Origin of the sequence: Celeribacter ethanolicus (assembly GCF_002407265.1) — a bacterium.
Classification (GTDB): Bacteria; Pseudomonadota; Alphaproteobacteria; order Rhodobacterales; family Rhodobacteraceae; genus Celeribacter; species Celeribacter ethanolicus.
The window spans coordinates 2,805,756-2,825,676 of record NZ_CP022196.1 but is presented as its reverse complement, the minus strand read 5'-3'; the positions used below and the strand labels follow the sequence as shown (position 1 = coordinate 2,825,676).

The window sequence follows — 19,921 nt, the reverse complement described above, 5'->3', positions numbered from 1 at the left end:
TATACGCTGATCTTATTCGATCAGCCCAAGTTCCTTGTAGGCGCGCTCCGCCCCCGGATGGAACGGAAGAGTCTCTTGCGAAACCAGCAGTTCCGGGGTCAGCATCTGCATCGCGCTGTGCACGGAGCGGATCTGGTCCATGTTATCGACAATGCTATGAGCAATCGCATAGCCCGTCTCTTCGTCCAAAGCGTCAGACGTGACCAGCAAGGCCCCGAGTGCGACGGTCTGTACATCATCCGCCTGATGGGTATAGCTTCCGGCAGGGATCGTATAGGGTCCGGTGCCGAATTTTTCGTTTGTCTTTTCAATGACATCCTGGGGAACGGTCAACAGAACGACTTCGTTGTTCTTGTCGACGCTGAGAAAAGACGAATGGCCAACGAAAATCCCGTTGATCACCATATCCGTACGACCATCGGCAAGCAGGTCGACCTGTTGCGCAGATCCTCCGCGCACGACTGTGCCGCCATTCCCTTTGATGGTCTCTTCATCAAAGCCAGCAGCGTCCAGCATGAAAGAGGTCATGTTGGCCGTCACATTGCCGGAGTTGTTCATGGCCACACGAATGCCCACATCGGCTTTCGCAAGATCGTCGAGGCTGTCGATATCGTATTCATCGGCGATGGATTTCTCCAGGAAGAAATGCATCGGCGCCCAGTTGTACATGTAACCGATAGCCTGAAGATTGGTGATCGGTTCACGGAACGGCTCTTCACCAGACAACGCCAGCTTGATCTCAGCATCGTGCGCAAGACCGAGATCCGTTCTGTCGGCAGCAAGCAGGCCGATATTGGCAAAGCCGCCGCCGGTCGCCTGATAGGTCACAACACCATCAGGATCGCTGGCCTTGACGGCACGGTCCACACCGGCCCCAAGCAAGGACCAAAGTCCGGACGGATTGCCCCCCGAAAGCGTCACATTGACGCTGTCGGCAACCGCAGAACTCCCGATCGCACAGATGCCGATCGCAGCGAAAAAAGTGGTCAATTTGCGTTTCATTTTTCCTCCCTTTCATTTTTAGCAGTCGCGATATCCAAGCCACCTCCACAGTCTTAGATATCTATTTTCTTAGATATAGATACGCCCACATGGCCCGTCAATAGTTACACAAGGAAATCGGGAAATAGCTTCAGACCGCCAGAAAAATGCTTTCTTGCTCGCGCCCGAAAAATCATGACCCCATCATTCGCGTCTATATTAAATTAATGAAATCAAAATGATGAAAGATCATAGAGTTTAGGGCATTCAGGTAAAAAGCAGGGGAAGCGATACCAGAAGATACAGTCCTCTCCCCCCGTGTGCATGCCCCCCGCCAAAGGTAACATCAAAAAAATCGTGATTACCGCTACACGCACTCGGCCTCGGCCATTGTCGAAAATATCGCAAGAATCTGCGTCACAAATTCCGAAAGATCGGAAGCTTTCACCCAACATGGCAATGTTGCGCGCCTGAAAATCAAACCGTGTCGCAGGTTGATCTCTGAAGGCTTGTCGATCCCGGTTCAGACGCTCATTCCCTTGGTCGGCGGAACGCGAATCCCCCGACGCACAGCGTCTTTCTCATCCTGTTCGAGGTTCCTGATCATTTTCGCGAGCCCACGTTTCAGGATAATCTGCTCATCCTTGGTCAACCCTTCCACTGCAACCTCGTTTGCCTCGATTGCAAGCGGTTCAAGCAGCCCCCGCAACTGCCAGCCCCGTTCCGTCAAAAACGCATGCTGTCGACGCCGGTTTCCCTCGATGTTGCGCCGAACGATATACCCCAACTCTTCCATTTTCGTCAGGGCGCTATGCGCTGTCGGCTCTGTCAGATGTGCGCGATCACTCAACTCACGCTGCGACAGACCGTCCTCCTGCCAGAGGATACGAAAGAAAATCCACTGCCCGAATGTTACATTCTGCGTCGCAAGTCGCATTTGCAGAGAACGGTTAAAGCCGCGGGCCGCCAGTCGCACCAATCGGGCGAGACGCTCATCCGCCTCCGGCAGGTCGTTCAAGTCTTCGGTGCATGTGGATTGATCTGTCATACGCTATACAAAGCAAAATTATCAGGCTTTGCCAAGTGTATCAAATGCCACAGCAGATCGGCACAGCTTCAGAACCCGTATCCCTGGGGAAACAGGTACAATCGCTTCTGCGCCATACGGATCAAGGCGTTAATCCGGGAATGATCTCACCCTGATTTTCCGTCTCGATATTTCCGATGGTTTATTTGGCGGAGGCTGGCCCGGATCCGAACCAGACCTCCCTTGCGACCGTCCGACCGCAAGCCAGTCTTGAGAACCGCTCACTCGCTCCGGGTCAGGCCAGCGACCATATTCGGGTTGTAGCCCGGCTGCACATGAGCGTCGATCACGACGCTTTTGCCCGCCTTGACCATCTCGATGCCCTTGCGCACCGCTTCTACAAGCTCGCCCGCGGTCGACACCGGCCCGATGCCCTCACAGCCCTGCGCCCGCGCAACGGCCGCGATGTCGATATCGGGATCGCCGATCCGCTGGCCGATCCACTTGTTCTCGACCGGACGGTTGCGTTCCACGGCGACACGTTCCTGATGCACCTCGTCATTGTAGAACGACTGGTTGTTGGACACCACCGCCAGGAAGGGCGTGCCGTAATGCGCCGCCGTCCAGAAGGCCGAGGCCGCCATCATGAAATCGCCATCGCCCAGCACCGCAACCGGCAGGCGGTCGCTGTCCTTGAGCGCCAGCGCCGCACCGATCAGCATCCCCGGCCCCGAACCGATGCCACCGCCGCCGTCATAGCCCAGAAAATCGAGCGGATGACGGAAATGCCAGCTTTCTCCGGCCCAGCCGAGCGGCAAGCGCACCATGCTGGCACAGATGCCGTCGAGCCCCTGACCGAGCGCGCCCGCCAGCGTCATGATGTCGAGCGGCGTTTCCTCCGCAGGTGCATCGAACGCAGGCTTGACCGGCAGGTCCGCTGGCGCGTCCCCACCCCCAACCCCCAGCGCATCGGCGAGGGCATGGGTGGCAACATCCGGCGCACAGGCGAGATGCAGGTCCAGCGCCGGAAGCGCCTGATGTTCCATACCCCAGCCATTGTGCAGTTGGTGATCGAGCGATGCCTGAATCACCCTGGCCTCCAGCTTGCCAGCCAGTTTCAGCGTTCCGGCGAGATCGAGCCAATCGAGGCTCAGAATAACATCCGCCTGACGCAGAACCTCGCCCGAAACATCGTCGATGAAAAAGGACGGCTTGCCGCGATGCTGCGGGTGATCGGTCGGGAAGGACGCACCGATGCGAATATCGGTCAGCACCTCGGCCCCCAACGCCTCGACCAGCGCCACGCGCCGCGCCCAGTCCACGGGATCGCGAGAGACGCGTCCGGCCAGAACAACCGGCCTTTTCGCCTGTGTCAAAAGCGCGGCCGCCTGCGCCACCCCTTCGGCGGAAGGCGCCGCCGGGAGCGGCGGACGAAAGCGGGAAAAATCAGGCAAGGCGGGGGCCTCGGCATGTTTCTTTTCCTGAATCGACACATCGAAACTGACATAGGTCGGTCCGGTCGGCTCCGTCCGTGCGATCACATCGGCGCGCAGCATGGATTCGAGCGCCGCCTCCATCGAGCCGGGCTGATCGTCCCATTTCACATAATTGCGGATCAGCGCGCCCTGATCGCGGCAGGTGTGCAACCAGTCGATCCATGGCCGGCGCAGCGCTGCATCCACCGGCCCCGTCGCGCCATAGACCAGCATCGGAACGCGGTCGCACCAGGCGTTGAAAATCGACATGCTCCCGTGCATCAGGCCCACGTTGCTGTGCAAGATCACGGCCAGCGGCTCTCCCGTCACCTTGGCATAGCCATGCGCGATCGCCACCGCATGTTCTTCGTGCAGGCACAACAACATCTGCGGATCGCGATTGCCGAGCTTGTTCACCAGACTGTCGTGCAGCCCGCGAAAGCTCGATCCGGGGTTCAGTGCAACATATTTGACACCAAGTCCGCGCAGCATCTCGGCAAAGATATCGCTGCCCCAGACCCCGGTGTCCTCAGAGGTCACAGGCATTTCGACATCTGTCGTGTTCCGGTCTTTCATTGTGCGTTCCGTTTCTTTCATTTCGTTTGCAAAACTGGCGCGCAGTGCGGTTTGCCCGCCATTGCTTTTTCGATCCATCAGACATAACCCCGCGATGCGGCAGTCTGTCAGGCCCTCTTTCAGGCCTGCGCGGATGGAATGGCCTCAGACCCGGGCCAGACAGGCGCGGGTCTTGTCGCATCTCATTTCACTGCCCTGATTCATTGCCCGGACAGGTTGATATGGACGTTCTTTTCATGGGTGAAGGAAATCAACTCCCCGATCCCCTCTTCCCGGCCGATCCCGGATTGCTTGACCCCTCCGAAGGGCGCGCCGAGAAAATGGCGACCGACCTCATTGATCCAGACAAATCCCGCCTCGACCCGCGCCGCCGCACGGTGTGCCGTGACGAGATCGCGCGTCCAGATGGCACAGGTCAGACCCAGTTCGAGCCCGTTGACCTCATGCAGCATCTCGTCCTCGTCGCTCCATTTCCGAACTGCCAGAACCGGCCCGAAAATCTCTTCGCGGGCGATACGCATCTCCGGCGTCACATCCGCGAAAATCGTCGGCGCGACGAAACAACCCTTGGCCAAGGCACCATCGGTGACGGCATATCCGCCTGTGACGGCCCGTGCCCCTTCGCTTTTGGCGGACTCAATATAGCCCATCACCCGGTCGAACTGATCCCGGCTGACGATGGCCCCCATCGTGGTGTCCGGGTCGGTCGGAATCCCCGGCTGATACCGCGCGATTTTCTCGGACAGGAAGGACAGCACCTCATCGTGAATATCCTCATGCAGGAAGGCCCGGCTGGTCGAGCCGCAGGACTGTCCGCACCACCCGAAATTCATCCCCGCCACAATCGCATCGGCGATCTTTTCGGGATGGCTGTCGGCATAGGCGATGAGCGCGTTCTTGCCCCCGAGTTCAAGAAGAACCGGTTTGACTGTAGCACTGGCGCTGCGCATCACCGCGCGGCCTGCGGGCACCGATCCGATCAGCGTCACCTTGGCGACATCGGGATGCTCGGCCAGCGCGGCCCCGGCCTCGGTGCCGCCGGGCAGCACGCTGAACACACCTTTCGGCATCAGCCCATCGACGATCTCGGCCAGGCGCAGCGCCGACAAAGGGGCCTGAACCGGCGGTTTGATGATGACGGCATTGCCCGCCGCCAATGGGGCCGCCATTTTGCCCCCACAAAACATGAACGGATGGTTGAAGGCCAGGATGCGGGCCACGACCCCCAGGGGTTGGCGCAGGGTCATGTTCACCCGATCCGGCCCCATTGGGATGGTGTCGCCCTTCATCTCGGTCACGAGACCGGCAAAGAAGTCCATCTGCGCCGCCGCAATCGCCGCATCGCCACGCATCTCCGTATAGGGATTGCCACAATTGGCCGCGTCGATCATCGCCAGCTCGTCGCCGTGTTTGCGCAGAAGCGCGGCAATTTCCTTGAGAATGCGGCTACGCTCCAGCGGCAGCACATCGCGCCATTCGAGAAACCCCTGATGTGCGGCGGCGACTGCCGCATCGACATCGGCCTTGCCCGCCGTGGCCACAGCCCCGAGCGACTGCCCGTTGGCCGGATTCATCGTATCGTCATAAGTGCCGTTGACAGGCGCATGCCAGCCTCCGCCGAAATACAGATCGGCATGTTTCGGCAGCGCCTGTGCGATCTCCTGTGCGATCTCTGGGTTCAAACTGTGCGACAAGATTATTCCTCCCGTATTTTTCCGACAATTAACTTAGATGTCTAATAATTGTCAAGCGACCGGGCCTGTCGAAAACACCCGGCCAAAGCTCTCTTTTGTGCGTTTTGCGAAGACGGCCAACGCTTTATGGCTTCGTCTTCGAAGGCCTGCGCGGGCCTCTCATCGGACCGATGTTATTGCATCACAAAGGGGTTTTTCGTCTCTGCCTCATAGGACAGCCAGACGGATTTGGTTTCGAGATACTGGTCGATGGCCTCGATCCCGTTTTCCCGCCCGAACCCCGACGCCTTCACACCGCCGAACGGCATGAGGAAACTGGCAGCCCGGTAGGTGTTGACCCAGACCGTGCCGGCCCGCAGCCGTTTCGGAGCCACGGTCGCGCGTTTGATGCTGGAGGTCCAGACACCGGCCGCGAGCCCGTAATCCGTGTCATTGGCGATCTCATAGGCCTCTTCGTCGTCCCTGAAGGAGATGAGAGAAACCACCGGCCCGAAGACTTCCTCCTGCGCGATCCGCATATCGTTGCGGACATCCGCAAAGACCGTCGGCTCGACGAACCAGCCGTTTCCGCATTCCGGCCTCTGGGCAGGCGCCCCGCCCAGAACGCAGCGCGCGCCCTCGGATTTCGCGATCTCGATATAGGACACGATCCGGTCGAGCTGTGGCTGCGTGGTCACGGGACCGACCTGCGTCGCCATTTCCATGGGATCACCCATTCGCGCCGTTTTTGCAGAGGCGACGAATTTGTCGAGATAGGCCTCATAAATGCTCTCATGCACCAGAAGACGCGAGCCCGCGATACAGGTCTGTCCCGTCGCGGCGAAAATCCCGGCGATCCCACCGGAAACAGCGGCATCGAGATCGGCATCGGGGAACACGATCTGCGCGGATTTCCCCCCGAGTTCCAGCGTCAGCCGCTTGAAGGTGGCGGCGGCATTTTCCATGATCTTCTGCCCGGCGGTCTCCCCGCCGGTGAAAGCAACCTTGGCAACTTTCGGATGGGTCGTCAGCCGGTCACCGACATCCTGACCGAACCCCGTCACCACATTGACCACACCTTCGGGGAAGCCCGCCTCACGTACCAGTGCCGCGAATTCGAGGGCCGAGGCCGAGGTGTGTTCCGACGGTTTGATCACCATCGTGCATCCGGCGGCCAGCGCCGGTGCCAGTTTCCAGACCATCAGCATGAGCGGGGAATTCCACGGCACGATTGCCGCGACGACCCCCACGGGTTCGCGCAGGGTGTAGGTAAAGGTGTTCGGCTTGTTGATCGGAATGACAGAGCCGTTGATCTTGTCCGCAAGGCCGCCATAGAAATAGAGCCATTGCGAGATTCCCCGCACCTGCCCCTCAATCTCGGCCCGCAGCTTTCCGTTGTCGCGCACCTCGACAGCCGTGAGACTGTCGGCGTCCCGTGCCACGAGATCGCCGAGTTTGCGCAACAAGGCGCCCCGTTCCGTGGCCGAAAGTTTTCCCCAGGCACCATGATAGAGCGCGTCATGCGCCGCCTCCACAGCCTCATCGACATCGCGCGCGTCGCATTTCGGAATCTCGGCCCAGGGGTCTCCGGTAAAGGGATTATAGCTCTGAAAGCTCTCGCCCGAGGCGCTGTCCTTCCATGCGTTTCCGATGAACACCTGATATTTCTTCATGCTGTTTTCCATTGTCATACTCCATCCCGTTTGTCTTTTCTGGCCCGTTTCACTTCGTCGGCCCGGTTGTCGTGGTTGGATGTCCGCCCCTCAAATCAGGGAGGGAAGAAAGGTCGTCAGGCCCGGCATCAACGCCAGTAGGACCATGCCCAAGACGAACAGCGCAACAAACGGCCAGGCGGCGCGAAAGACTGTCGAGAGAGAGCCCTCCGACCACGCGCTTTTCAGGGCGAACAGCGTATATCCGAAGGGCGGGGTCATACCGCCGACCGTGATGTTCACGAGGAACAGAAGCCAGAACCAGATCGGGTCGTAGTGGAAGGTCTCGATGATCGGCAGGTAGATCGGGATGACGATGAGCATCAGCGCGATCTGATCGACGAACATGCACAGAACGAAGGGCAGCACCATCAGCAGGATCAGCATGGTCCAAGACGACACTTCCAGAGCGACGATCCATTCCGTCAAAGCCGTCGCCCCACCCGAGAAGGCCAGAAGCTGACTGAACAGCTTGGAGCTTGCCATGACGATGAGGATCATCGCGGAGACCTGCGCGGAGGCCCCCAAGGATTCCGCCACCATTCTCACACTCAGGTTCCGGTAAATCGCAGCCGTGATCAAAGCCCCCAGAACTCCCATGGCACCCGCTTCGGTGGGCGTGGCGACACCCATAAGGATAAGCCCCATCACCAGAAGGATGATGATGCTGAACGGCAGAAGTTTGAGCAGCGCCAACACAACCTCTCTGGCACTCGACCGACGGGTCGCATCTTCCGTCATCGGCGCCAGTTCGGGGTTGCGCCAGATCCGAAAGAACACATAGGCGGCAAACAGCGAGGCAAACATCAGACCCGGAACGATCCCCGCAATCAGAAGACCTGCGATGGAAACCCCGGACAGGGTGCCGATGATGATCACAAGAACACTGGGCGGGATCAGCGGCGCGAGGCTGGCCCCGGCAAGGATGGTCCCGATCGACAGGCGCGCATCGTAGCCCCGTGAAATCATGCCGGGCAACAGCGACCGTCCGAGCATCGCAGCAACCCCCATGGCCGCGCCCGACAGCGTGCTAAACACGGTGGCGAGCACAATCGACAGGATATATTGCCTCCCCCGGACACGCCCGACCAGCGTGTCGATGGATTGGAACAGAACCTCGACCGCCCTACTGCGAAAGAGCAGTTCCCCCATCAGGATAAAGAGCGGAATGGTCACCAGAGAGGAGCTCGTTGCGGTTTCAAAGAAACTGCCCGAGAACATCCCGAACCCTGCGGGGCCCAGCAAAAGAACGGTCGCCCCGAGATTGACCACAAGAAAGGCCACGAACACCGGCATGCCACTGAACATGGCAAGCAACAACAGGCCGACACCGGCGAGAACGGCAGGAATTCCCTCGATCATTTGCCCGCCCCTTTCACGCCATGAAACCTGTCACCCAGCGCCTGTCGCAAAAAATACACCCCGGAATTCAGCATCCCGAACAGGATGAAGGCATAGAGCGTCCATTTCGGCACCGGAACCGTCGTCAGCGTGACCGTACCCCGCAGGAACAGGCGATGTGTTTCCTGCCAAAAGATATATCCGACCCAGAGGCAGACAGCCGCCCCGACCGCAAAGCCCAGACGCCGCAGAACCTCGGAGCTGCGCTCCCCCAGAAGATCGAGCAGGATCGAAACCGAGACATTGCCTTCGAGGCGTGTCACATGCGGGATGACGAGGAAAACGGAAATCAGAAGCAGGAAAGACACGAAATCGCTCGCCCACTTCGTCGGGGCGTCGAAAAAATACCGCATCACGACCTCATAGGCGAAAATCACCACGATGGACATGAGCGCCAGAGAGCCCAGCCAGAACCCGGCACTGACCAGGGCATCGTGACCGGACAGAAGCGCCCTGAAAACGCGTCGCAAAAAATTCTTCATAGTGAGCTCCGAAACCACCCCTTGTTTCTGGTTTTGGATCGTCCCCGCAGGGGAACGATCCTTATCGTTTGTGCGTTCAGCCACCGATATTCGCCTGCGCCGCCATGTCCCGGATTTCGGCGATGGCCTCCGGGTTGATGGTCGCCGACAAATCCAGAACGCCCTCGAACCAGGCGCTTTTGAGATTGGCGGCGATGTCCTCCTGGAAATACGTGGCTTCCATGCCTTCGGCCACAAGCGTGGCCTCTTCCTTGGCTGCGAGCTCGTCGAAAATCCCGGAGCTGACCGTTTCGTAATGCCGCGCGGCCGTCTCGATTTCGGATTGTGTCGTTTCGTCGAGCCCGTTCCATGTTTCGAGATTCATCAGCAGCATATGGCTCACCTGCCCGAAGGTCGGGCGCACGAAGTACCCGGCCACTTCGAACCAGCGGTAGTTCACGGCGCCGACGGCGGGCCACCCCGCACCGTCCACCACACCGCGTTCCAGCGCAGGATAGATTTCCTGTGCCGGCAACACCGCAGGAGAGCCGCCGAGTTCCTCGATCACCGGATGATAAAGCGGGGTGCCGCGAATACGACGACCGGCCAGAGCGTCATCGCCGAGCGGCTCTTTGAGAACCATGTGAAACCCGTTTCTGTCATAAAAGACGGCGATCAGTTTCAGGCCCATTTCCTGATACTGACGATCCGCGAAATCCCAGATGCCGGAGGCGTGAAGTTCCTCCGCGGACCCGCTGAGCGCATCCAGCGACATGCCGACCGCGATGTCGTTATAGTGATAGCCGCCATTGGTATACAGCAGGTCGAACAAGCCTTGCGACACAGGGTTGAACTGTTCGAAAGGCGGGATGGTTTCCGGCCCGAAGCGGCTCAGTTTCACGTCAGCCGTGGTTTCCTCCTCAAGATATTCCATGAACGGCATCAGCACCTCACCGACAGCGGCATAGCTCTGATCCCAGCTCGACAGGACTTTCAAATCCTGCGCCATGGCCCCCATCGCAACCGGCATCAACGCCGCCGAAATGCAAAGGCCTTTCAGAATGGTTTTCATGTTTTTCCTCCCTGTTTTAATGACGGACGACGCCGTATCCGGTCGTTTCGGACCCGGATCAGCGGCGTTACGCCCTTCCCGAAATTGAACGCCCACTGCGTTTGCGCGATCCCCCGTCAAAAGACGATCACACCTTTTCCCGAGGCCTGCCTGTCCAGCAATTCATAGGCTTCTCCGGCCTGATCGAGCGTCCAGCGATCCGAAAAGATTGCGTCCACCTCGACGCCGCGATCAACCGAGAATATCGCACATTCCTCCATGATATTCGTCGAAAAGGTGAACGATCCCTGCAAGGAAATCTGCCGAAAGATGACATCCGAAGCGAAATCGACCACGGGCGGCTTGCCAAGACCGACGAAAACCGCCGTGCCCCAAAGACGCAGACACTTGGTCGCCCCTTCGATGGCCTGCGGCGCGCCCGAGGTTTCAAGCGAGAAATGCGCACCCCGTCCATGGGTCAGTTCCCTGATCGCCTCGACTGCATCCACCTCCGCCGGGTTGATTGTCTCGGCGGCCCCGAACCGTCGAGCCATTTCCAGACGCTCCTTGTTGACATCCAGCGCAATAACCCGCGCGCCCAGCGCGGCGGCGAATTGCGTGCCCGACAAGCCGACCGGTCCTTGACCGAAGATCGCAACCGTATGACTGGCATTGGGCTGAATTTTTCGCAGCGCCGCATAGGATGTGCCCGAACCGCAGGCAATCGCCGCCCCCGCCTCGAAGGACAGCTCGTCCGGCAGGGTAACCAGCGTATGCGCCGCACATTTCATGTATTGCGCATGCGCCCCGTGGGCAGTCCAGCCGTAGATATCGGGCACCATGCCCTCGCACATCTGCGGCCATCCCGTCCGGCATTGATCGCAGACATGACAGCCGGAATAATGGTGGATCATGACCCTCTGGCCGATACGGGCGACACGATCGCTGACGCCGGGACCGATCGCGACGACGATACCACAGGGCTCGTGCCCGGCGATTTTCGGCCCGGTGTCGCGCATGGTCTCATAGGGCTTTCCCTTCGCCAGCTCCCGAAAGGCCCGGTCGTCCGAAGGGGCCCGGTAGCCATGCAGATCGCTTCCGCACAGCCCCGATGCCTTGACTTCGATGACCACTTCTCCCGGCCCCGGCGTCGGATCGTCGAATTCCATGATCGCCACTTTGCGATCCCCCGGAAAGGTCACTCCACGCATAACATTCTCCCATATGCTCTATCCTGAACTCTCGGTTTCAGGACATGTTTTCCATCAAGCGGCGCGCCATTCCGAAATGTCGGAGCACACGTTTCAACGCACATTCAGCCGCTCCACAGGATCGGCCTCGCGCAACCAGTCGAGGAGCGCGCGCAATTGCCGGTCCCGCTCTTCGGTGACTTGGTCCACATCGTCTTCGAACCTGTACCAGCCCTGCCCCGTCGCGGCGCCCAGATGGCCCTGATCCACAAGATCGCGGAGCACCTTGCGTCCCGCGTAGTTTTCGTCTCCCGTCTGGTGAAACAGCGACTCCGTCACGGCCAGCGCGGTCTTTTTCGAGACGATCAGATCCTCGGTCAGAAGCGGCCCCCAAAGGGCGAGGCGCGGTCCCAGGCTCAAGCGCACCGCCGCGTCGATATCGTCCCGGCTGGCCAGGCCTTCGTCCATCAGGCGGTAAATTTCCGTCAGCATGGCAAACTGGATCTTGTTGATGAGAAAACCGGGCCGCTCCGGGCAGGCCACGCCGACATGGTCGATGCTCTGGACGAAAGCACGGCCCCATGCGACCAGTTCCGGCGGCGTGAACGCGCTGTGGATAATCTCGATCACCGGAATGATATGCGCTGGCGTGATGTAATGAATTCCCACCATCCGCTCCCGCCGCGACATCCCTGTCGCGATATCCGAGATCAGGAACGACGAGGTGTTTGTTGCCAGAACCACATCCGGCGGGCACAGGCGATCCAACTCTTCGAACACCGCCTGCTTGGTCTCCAACACCTCCTGAACGGCCTCATGCACCATGAAAACACCGGCCACCGCCGTCTTGAGAGACGCCTCGGTGCTCACACGGTCCAAGATGGCCTCGACCGTCAAAGTGTCGTCGGCCAGTGTCGCGGCAATGGGCCGCGCGCGCTCGGCATAGCTGTCGAGCATGACGGTCTGGCTGTCGCAGAGCACGACCTCGTAGCCGTGTCGCGCATAAAGCGTCGCGATCACGCAGCCCATGAACCCGGCCCCGACAACACAGATGCGCCCGCCTGCGGGGGGATGTGTCCCGAACCCGAACGCCATCAGTGCACCGCCGCATACATGATGCGTTCCTCTGTGGCTTCTTCCGGGGTGAACTCCTCGACGATGCGCCCGCCCCGCGACACCAGAATACGGTCCGACAGGTTCAGGATTTCAGGCAGGTAAGACGAGATCACCACAATCGCGATGCCCTGTTCGGCCAGATCGTTGATCAGCTGGTGAATCTCCGAAATCGCCCCGACATCGACGCCCCGCGTCGGCTCATCGAAAAACACGACTTTCGGCTTTTGGACAAGCGCCCGTGCGATCACCACTTTCTGCTGATTACCACCGGACAGTTCGATGACGCTCGCATCGGAATCGATGGCCCTGATGTTGAGCTTGTCGCTCCAGTCCGCCGCCATTGCCTTCATCTCGGTATAGCTCACGAAGAGGCCCGGGCTGACATTGGCCGCCTGGGCCGCCCGATGGATATTCTCTGCTATCGACATGCTTTCATAAAATCCTTCTATCTTGCGGTCCTCGGTGACATAAACGATCCCGTCCATCACCGCGGGCCGGGGCGTGCGGTAGCGAACCGGCTTGTTCTCAAGCCTCACCTCGCCGCCGTGAAAGAAATCGCGTTTATAGATGCCGCAGACGACCTTTGCGGTTTCGCTGCGCCCCGAGCCGATCAGGCCGAAGATGCCGGTGACCTGCCCGCCATAGACCGAGAACGAATTGTTCTTGACGATCTTCGACATCGACAGGTTCTGAACGGACAGGACCTTGTGGCCGGGGGGGCGGATTTTGTCCTCGCCATGGCTGTGGTAAAGCTCGTCGGACAGGCTGCGCCCCACCATCGCCTGAACGATCATATCGCGGTCGAACCGGTCCGCATCGTCGCTGATCACCAGTTCGCCATCGCGCAAGACCGAGATCCGGTCGGCAATGCTCAGCGCCTCTTCGAGCGCATGGGTGATGAAGATCACCGCCACCCCGCGCGCCTTGAGATCGCGGACCAGCGCAAAGAAATGCCGCTTTTCCTCGGGCGTCAGCGTCGCGGTGGGTTCGTCGAAAATGATGACGCGGGCCTTTTGCCTGACGGCGCGGGCAATCTCCACCATCTGTTTCTTGGCGGCACCCAGCGTCGCCACATCGGCCCAGGGATCGACCTGAAAGTTCAGCGACTGCATGAATTGCTGCGCCGCGATGTAAATCCCGCGCAGCCGGTTGAAGAGCTTTTCCTCCCCGAGAAAAAGATTTTGCGCAACCGTCATGCTGGGGACGAGGCTGGTTTCCTGAAACACCATCGCCACGCCTTCGGCCAGCGCCTCACCCGGTGTCGCAAAGGACACCGCCTTGTCGTCGAGCCGCATTTCGCCCGCCGTCGCCTGGGTGACGCCCGCCATGATTTTGGTCAGCGTCGATTTGCCGGCGCCATTCTCGCCCAGCAGCGCATGCACTTCTCCGGGAAGAAGCTTGAAATCCACGTTCCGGATCGCGGGAATACCTCGATATTCCTTGGTCACGGATCGCATTTCGATAAGTGGTGATATCTGCATGGTGGTCACCTATAGTTTCGCACGGACGACGACATCGCCGCCCTTGGACGTCATGAGCAAGCCATCGCGAGACGGCAGACAACTGGTCACGCCGTGGCGCACCCCGTTTGCGCGGGAATGCAGGCTCTCTTTTGCATGGCCCGCCGGGTCCAGACGCAGCACGATGCCGAGCGAGCGTGACGGCGCCCATGGTTTGAGTTCTCCGAGCTGCTTGAGACTGCCGCCTTGCAACGGTTCCAGATAAGAAGTCGGAGCATGCAGTGACGGCGCGATCCAGTATTCCGGCTCGATGGTCGCGATCATGCGCTGTCGGTATTCGTCCTCGCGCAGAACGAATTCGATCAACTGCGTCCGCGGTGCAAAGAGAGTGAGCCACAGGTCCTCTCCCTCCACGTCCCGCACCAGACGCCCCGGATATCCGGGAAGCTCCGCGAGCATGACCTCGGTCCGCCCGTCCGCGCCGATCCGCAACACCTGATGGCACCAGCTTTCCGACACGATGACACTGTTCTCCTCGGCCGCCACGATCCCGTAGGGGAACGCCAGACCCCGGCACAGGCAGGTTGCTGTGCCAGCCGCGAGATCGAGTTTCCAGACGGAGCCGCTGGCCCGTTTCGTCATCAGGTCAAGCTTCCAGTCGCCCATCCGGTTGTCCTGACTTGCCAGACACAAAAGGAGTGTGTCCGGGTCGGTGAAAACGGCGGCGGACGGGGCGACGATCGGCATTCCGTTCAATTGCGTCCCCTCCCAGCCGTCATGACGACCACCGCGAATGAGCACTCGGCCCTCGTCGAGCCCCACCGCCAAAGCGCCGCTGCCGTCGCTTGCAAGGCATGTGATGTCGCTGGACGCGCTCCAGATCACATCGGTTCCGCCCTCCGGCGTCAGACGCAGCAACCGCTCACGGCTCGACAGCAAGATGCCATCAGGGGTGGAGAGGATGTTGTCCGGGGCCTCCAGAGAGGCAAGCGCCTCTGCCTCGTCGATCCGCGTGTTCGGTCGCAGCGCCCCGTCCATCGGGGGCAATGTGGTGGCCGCGCTGCCGCTGCCCCGAAACCGGTCCAGTGTCCGGGAGAAAATGTTACTCATCGGTTTTGTCTTCCTTGTCTCCCCAGTAATGTTTGATGCCCGTCCACTCGGGGTCCGCACCGGGAAGGTCGTAGACCCCGATCCGGTCGTTGAAGAGCCCCCCTAGATAGAGCCTGCCCTTGTGCTCGCGCATCGAGGTGATCGAGGGGTGCTTGACCCCGTCGCGATCCCACAGCACATCAAGGATTTCGCCCTCCAGGCTGAACTTGAACAGACAGCCCGCATTCATGTTCGGATACATCCATTCGTCCGCCGCCACGCGGTAGACCATGCGCCGCCGGAACTGCGGCATCCGCTGAGCGAGATCGAATGTCGGCGACCGCATGCCGATGACAGCACACCAGAAGGACCCGTCCGAGGCACGGTTGATATTGTCCGGGTAGCCCGGCAGATCCGGGATCACGACTTCGGTCTGCCCCTTGCGCGGGCCCGCGTACCAATAGCGACTGATCCGACAGCCCCAGGTTTCGGCAAAGAGGAAGGATTCATCGTCGCCGACCATCGTGATGCCATTCGGGAACTGGAGGTTCGACAGAACCGTCCGGGACGAGCCGTCGTGCGGGTCGTAGCAGATGATCCGACCATTGCCGCGCGATTCCAGCGCATCGAGAATCCAGTCGTGAATCTCGTAGCGGATGGTGGCTTCGGAAAAGAAAATCCGACCGTCCGGCGCGATGTCGAGATCGTCGGCGAGCCGCATACGGGAATCGTCGATCACCGAGAACAGCGAACGGTTGGTTTCGTCCGAAAGTTTGACCGGCTTGCGATCCTTGGTGACTTTGTAAAGCCCCATTCCCCCGACACAGACCACAAGCTCCTGATCCCGGTTGAACGCCATGCCAAGCGGATGCCCCCCGATATGGACATAGACCTCGTGCCGTTTGTAATCCGGGGCAAAGAACCGGATCACATCACCATGACGGCTGCCGCAATAGAGGTTGTCGTCTTCATCGAGAATGATGTCTTCCGGCCCGTCGAGCTCGCCCAGACCGATTGCCTCCGCCGACGACAACCTGTCGTTGACCTCGTAAACCGACGACGAGCCTTCCACCGTTTCGGGACAGGGCGGAAGCGCGAAATAGGTCGGGGACACATAGGCCCGGTTCAGGATCTTGAGCCGGTTCTTGACCCATTTGACGTCAATCGCCACGGCGGCCAGAAGGATCAGCCCCAAAACGAGTTCGCTTGTCCCGGTGCGCAGTCCGAGCCGGACCAGCGCGTTGGTCACCAGCACGACGATCACCGTGCCGATAATAGCCTTGGCAACAGATCCCCGGCCACCGCCAAGGCTGTTGCCGCCGAGCACCGCCGCCGTCAGGATCACAATTTCGAGCCCGACACCGACAGAGCCGCCGATGCTGCCGAGGCGCGAGGCATAGAACAGCGCCCCCGCCGCCGTCAGAACGCCGGACATCACATAGGTCTGCGCCACGATCCGCTTGACCGGCAGACCCACATTATAGGCCGAGCGGCGCGAACCGCCGACCGCACTGAGATGCCAGCCGAAGCGCATGCGCGTCATCAGGATATGGATCATCACCGCGACAATGGCGGCAAACACGAGCGAGACCGGCACCCCCATGACACTGGCCAGCCCCAGATAATCCCATGCCGGCACCGCCGTATCGGAATAGGAGGCCTGCACCCCGTAGTTCAGCGACAGAAGTTCCACGATGGCGCGCAGCAGGATGAGCGTCACCAATGTGGTCAGAAACGCGCGCAGGCGCATGTAGCCGATGAGCAGCCCGTTCAACATCCCGACGAGCCCGCCGAGCAGCAGGACCGCGGGGATGACGACGATCAGCGGCATGCCGAGCGCATTCACCAGATAGAGCGCGGCGAAATTGCACAGGGCGAAATTGGACCCGACACTCAGGTCGATGCCCCCGGCCTTGAGCACCAGCGTCATGCCGATGCAGATGAACATGTATTCCCCCAGAACACGGGCAATCGTCGACAGGCTCCCGATGGTGAAGAACCCCGGTATGATCGTGGAAAATACGGCGATGGCGAGGACCAGGAAAAGCACCGGGATCGCGTTATCGACCCAGTTCTTGGCGAGAATCTCGCCAAGCAGATGATCCGGGACATAGCGATACCGCCAGCGCTGATACGTTTCGTTTACGCTCATTCAACTTACTCCGAAAATATGCGCGGCCGCAGCACACAGGCATACGACCGCGTCCGGGGGCTCAGTCGCCCGCCTTGATCCCGTCCAGCGTCCAGCAGGATGCGGGGCCCACCGTGTCCGGTGTCAGGATCTTGTTTTCCGTATAAAGACCGAAGGGCTGCGATCCCGGTTCGGGCCGGGTCTGCAACAGGATCTGGATGGTTTCAGCCAGTTGATTGGCCTGATCGCGGGTGTCCACCTTGACATAGGACGCAAACGCGCCGCTCTCGAGGTTCGTACAGCCGAATTGCTGATTGCCGCCGCCTGTTGAAATCAGTTTGACCTGCTCCGTCAGCCCGGCTTCGCGAATGGCCGCCGCGATGCCGACATCCATATTGTCCCACAAACCGATGAAGGCGCAGAGATCGCCATGTTGTTTGAGAATGGTCGAGGCGATCGAGCGCGCCTTGGACGCGTCCCAGTCGGCGGCCTGATTGGAAACGATCTCGATATCCGGGTACTCCGACAGGGCATCCTCGACGCCTGCAACGCCCAACTGGTTCGGCGGCGCCGTGACCGGCCCCTGCACCACGGCGACCTTGCCCGAGGTTCCCTTGCCGCACATCCGGGCGGCCTCCTGCGCCGTTTTCACCCCGACATCGTACCAGTCCCCGCCAACGAAAGCATCGGAGTTGACCGGGGTCTTCAGGTTCATCTGGATCACATTGATGCCCGCATCCATCGCCCGGCGAATGAGCTTGGCATAGGCCTGCATGTCATTGTTGTGGACGATCAGCACATCGGGCTTTTCGTTGATGAGCTGTTCGATGGCCTGGGCCCCGGCATCGACATTCCAGTTGGGATCGCGGATCGTCAGCTCATACCCGAGCCGCTCTGCATCCCGCTCAACGGCCGCCATCCAGCCCTGTGTCAGGTCGAACCCCATCGTGATCGGAACGAAAGCGACCTTTTTGCCTTCCAATGCCTTGTGATAGTCAAAGATCAGGCCGTCGTTCGGGCGCTCCGCCATCGCTGGCATGGAAACCCCGAGGGTCGCGCACAGAACGGCTGTGACACCGAGCGCCTTTGTCAATCTGGACAGTTTCATGTTTCTCCTCCCATGAGACTTGTTGTGCTTTTTTTCGATTATTATTGCGTGTTGTTTTGGCCTGTGAGCGCCTCAGATATCCCCCTGTTGAGAGGTCTGTTCATCTCTGGGGTTGAGCACCGAGTCGACGATGATCGCCAGCAACAGAATGAGGCTCTTGATGATGTTCTGCGCGGAATAGCTGATGTTCATGATCGTCATGCCGTTCAGCAGCAATCCGATCAAAAGCGTGCCCGAAAGAACATTGCGCACGCTGCCCTTGCCCCCGGCCAGACCGATCCCCCCGATCACGACCACCAGAATGATGTCGTAGATCATCGTCGAGCTGGCCAGTTTGGTGTTCACGGAGGACACCGTCATCGCCATGATCAGACCGGCACAGAAGGCGATGAACGCCGAACTGCTGTACATCAGGACCTTGATGGGGCGGATCGGGATACCGCTGTTGCGCGACGCCATCGGGTTGTCGCCGATCGCATAGACGAACGCCCCGTAGCGCGTCAGGCGCAGCCCGACGAAGGCGGCACAGGCGACGACCAGGAACAGCACGACGGGCATCGGCAGCGCCGCGACGCTCCCCGTCCCAAGCGAGGCCAGCCAGCCAACATCGCCGCTGATGAAAATATTGTCGCTCGGCACCAGCGCGAAACGCCCCAGCCCGGTAATGACGGTGGCCATGGCAAGCGTGGCGAAGATGTCCGGGATTTCGACATAGGCCACGAGGATGCCGGTGACCGTCCCAATGGCCAGCGCCAGCAACAGCCCCAACAGCAACGCCAGTTCGATCTGCATGCCGCCGGAAAAAAGGACAAAGGACCATCCGGTGGAAAACACCATGACCGCGACCATCGTCAGGTCTATCCCGCGTCCGATGACGACCCCGGCCATGCCAATGGCCAGAATACCCAGCATCGAAACATTCTGTAAAAGCGACACCAGATTCGACACCTGAAAGAAGCTGTCGAGTGTCACCGAGAAAATCACGAAAAGCGCCCCGGAAATGGCAAGCACCATTTGTTCCTGGTTCAACGAGAACCTCGTTTTTTGATGTGCAGTCATGTTTTGCTGTGCAGTCATGGCGGCTTCCTCCCCAAGCCATGCCCCTGCCCTCGTCGCATCTTCATGTGCGATCGTTTCAGAGCGGGACCCAAAATAATGTCATGCCTGACAATCCCGGGCGAATGTCTGCATTCATCCCGACAGGCGTCATGTGTCGTCCGTGTCACCTGACAAAGGCGATGCCCTCCTTGCCATCCTCCCTGTCGCAAGCCTTTGGCAAGATCGTTGTGCGGCGCCAACCGGACGCGTCATTTTGTCGTCTTGTTTGTTTTGCTGCCCGTATCTTTGGGATCGGGCGATATTTTGTCTAATATCAACTTCACAAAAATACATATGAGATAGATTATGAATTAGAGTTCTCATAGTACGACATCCATGACACCCCCACCCATACGGGAGAACGGATATTCC

Annotated in this window: 15 protein-coding genes; all 15 read right to left on the bottom strand. The window is 59.8% G+C overall.

Features of this window, described 5'->3' with window-relative positions; translation table 11 throughout:
- Window positions 1-12: 12 nt before the first annotated feature.
- The 15 genes from CEW89_RS13860 to CEW89_RS13790 all read right to left on the bottom strand — a co-directional run bounded on the left by CEW89_RS13860 (window position 13) and on the right by CEW89_RS13790 (window position 19,480).
- Complete coding sequence (locus CEW89_RS13860) at window positions 13-1,002, bottom strand: TAXI family TRAP transporter solute-binding subunit (RefSeq protein WP_096806286.1); 990 nt, start codon at window positions 1,000-1,002, stop codon at window positions 13-15.
- A gap of 502 nt (window positions 1,003-1,504) precedes the next feature.
- Window positions 1,505-1,999, bottom strand: a complete 495-nt coding sequence (locus CEW89_RS13855) for a MarR family winged helix-turn-helix transcriptional regulator (protein WP_244906066.1) — start codon at window positions 1,997-1,999, stop codon at window positions 1,505-1,507.
- Between the two features lie 290 nt (window positions 2,000-2,289).
- Window positions 2,290-4,059 (bottom strand): thiamine pyrophosphate-binding protein, encoded by a 1,770-nt coding sequence (locus CEW89_RS13850; protein ID WP_244906065.1) that lies wholly within the window; start codon window positions 4,057-4,059, stop codon window positions 2,290-2,292.
- Window positions 4,060-4,259: 200 nt separating this feature from the next.
- The gene (locus CEW89_RS13845) at window positions 4,260-5,753 is read right to left on the bottom strand and encodes an aldehyde dehydrogenase family protein (protein ID WP_244906064.1); all 1,494 of its coding nucleotides are present in this window, start codon (window positions 5,751-5,753) and stop codon (window positions 4,260-4,262) included.
- A 173-nt stretch (window positions 5,754-5,926) separates the two neighbouring features.
- Window positions 5,927-7,405: an aldehyde dehydrogenase gene (locus CEW89_RS13840; RefSeq protein WP_096807247.1), complete on the bottom strand. Its 1,479-nt coding sequence runs from the start codon at window positions 7,403-7,405 to the stop codon at window positions 5,927-5,929.
- A gap of 90 nt (window positions 7,406-7,495) precedes the next feature.
- Complete coding sequence (locus CEW89_RS13835) at window positions 7,496-8,806, bottom strand: TRAP transporter large permease (RefSeq protein ID WP_096806284.1); 1,311 nt, start codon at window positions 8,804-8,806, stop codon at window positions 7,496-7,498.
- Window positions 8,803-9,327 (bottom strand): TRAP transporter small permease, encoded by a 525-nt coding sequence (locus CEW89_RS13830; protein ID WP_096806283.1) that lies wholly within the window; start codon window positions 9,325-9,327, stop codon window positions 8,803-8,805. The genes CEW89_RS13835 and CEW89_RS13830 overlap by 4 nt, the downstream gene beginning before the upstream one ends.
- 76 nt (window positions 9,328-9,403) lie before the next feature.
- On the bottom strand, window positions 9,404-10,378 hold the full coding sequence (gene dctP, locus CEW89_RS13825) for a TRAP transporter substrate-binding protein DctP (RefSeq protein WP_096806282.1): 975 nt from the start codon (window positions 10,376-10,378) through the stop codon (window positions 9,404-9,406).
- A 116-nt stretch (window positions 10,379-10,494) separates the two neighbouring features.
- Window positions 10,495-11,568 carry a zinc-dependent alcohol dehydrogenase family protein gene (locus CEW89_RS13820; protein ID WP_096806281.1) on the bottom strand — a complete coding sequence of 358 codons (1,074 nt, stop codon included), beginning with the start codon at window positions 11,566-11,568 and terminating at the stop codon, window positions 10,495-10,497.
- 93 nt (window positions 11,569-11,661) lie between these two features.
- Window positions 11,662-12,642, bottom strand: a complete 981-nt coding sequence (locus CEW89_RS13815; RefSeq protein ID WP_157779857.1) for a 3-hydroxyacyl-CoA dehydrogenase family protein — start codon at window positions 12,640-12,642, stop codon at window positions 11,662-11,664.
- Window positions 12,642-14,144 carry a sugar ABC transporter ATP-binding protein gene (locus tag CEW89_RS13810; RefSeq protein ID WP_244906063.1) on the bottom strand — a complete coding sequence of 501 codons (1,503 nt, stop codon included), beginning with the start codon at window positions 14,142-14,144 and terminating at the stop codon, window positions 12,642-12,644. Before CEW89_RS13810 ends, CEW89_RS13815 begins: the two co-directional genes overlap by 1 nt.
- Window positions 14,145-14,153: 9 nt before the next feature.
- Entirely contained in the window at window positions 14,154-15,233 is a 1,080-nt protein-coding gene (locus tag CEW89_RS13805; protein ID WP_096806279.1) for an SMP-30/gluconolactonase/LRE family protein, read from the bottom strand.
- Window positions 15,226-17,364: an ABC transporter permease gene (locus CEW89_RS13800; protein WP_096806278.1), complete on the bottom strand. Its 2,139-nt coding sequence runs from the start codon at window positions 17,362-17,364 to the stop codon at window positions 15,226-15,228. The genes CEW89_RS13805 and CEW89_RS13800 overlap by 8 nt, the downstream gene beginning before the upstream one ends.
- Window positions 17,365-17,425: 61 nt before the next feature.
- The gene (locus tag CEW89_RS13795) at window positions 17,426-18,451 is read right to left on the bottom strand and encodes a sugar ABC transporter substrate-binding protein (RefSeq protein WP_074646895.1); all 1,026 of its coding nucleotides are present in this window, start codon (window positions 18,449-18,451) and stop codon (window positions 17,426-17,428) included.
- Window positions 18,452-18,523: 72 nt separating this feature from the next.
- Window positions 18,524-19,480 (bottom strand): ABC transporter permease, encoded by a 957-nt coding sequence (locus tag CEW89_RS13790; RefSeq protein WP_244906062.1) that lies wholly within the window; start codon window positions 19,478-19,480, stop codon window positions 18,524-18,526.
- Window positions 19,481-19,921: the final 441 nt, after the last annotated feature.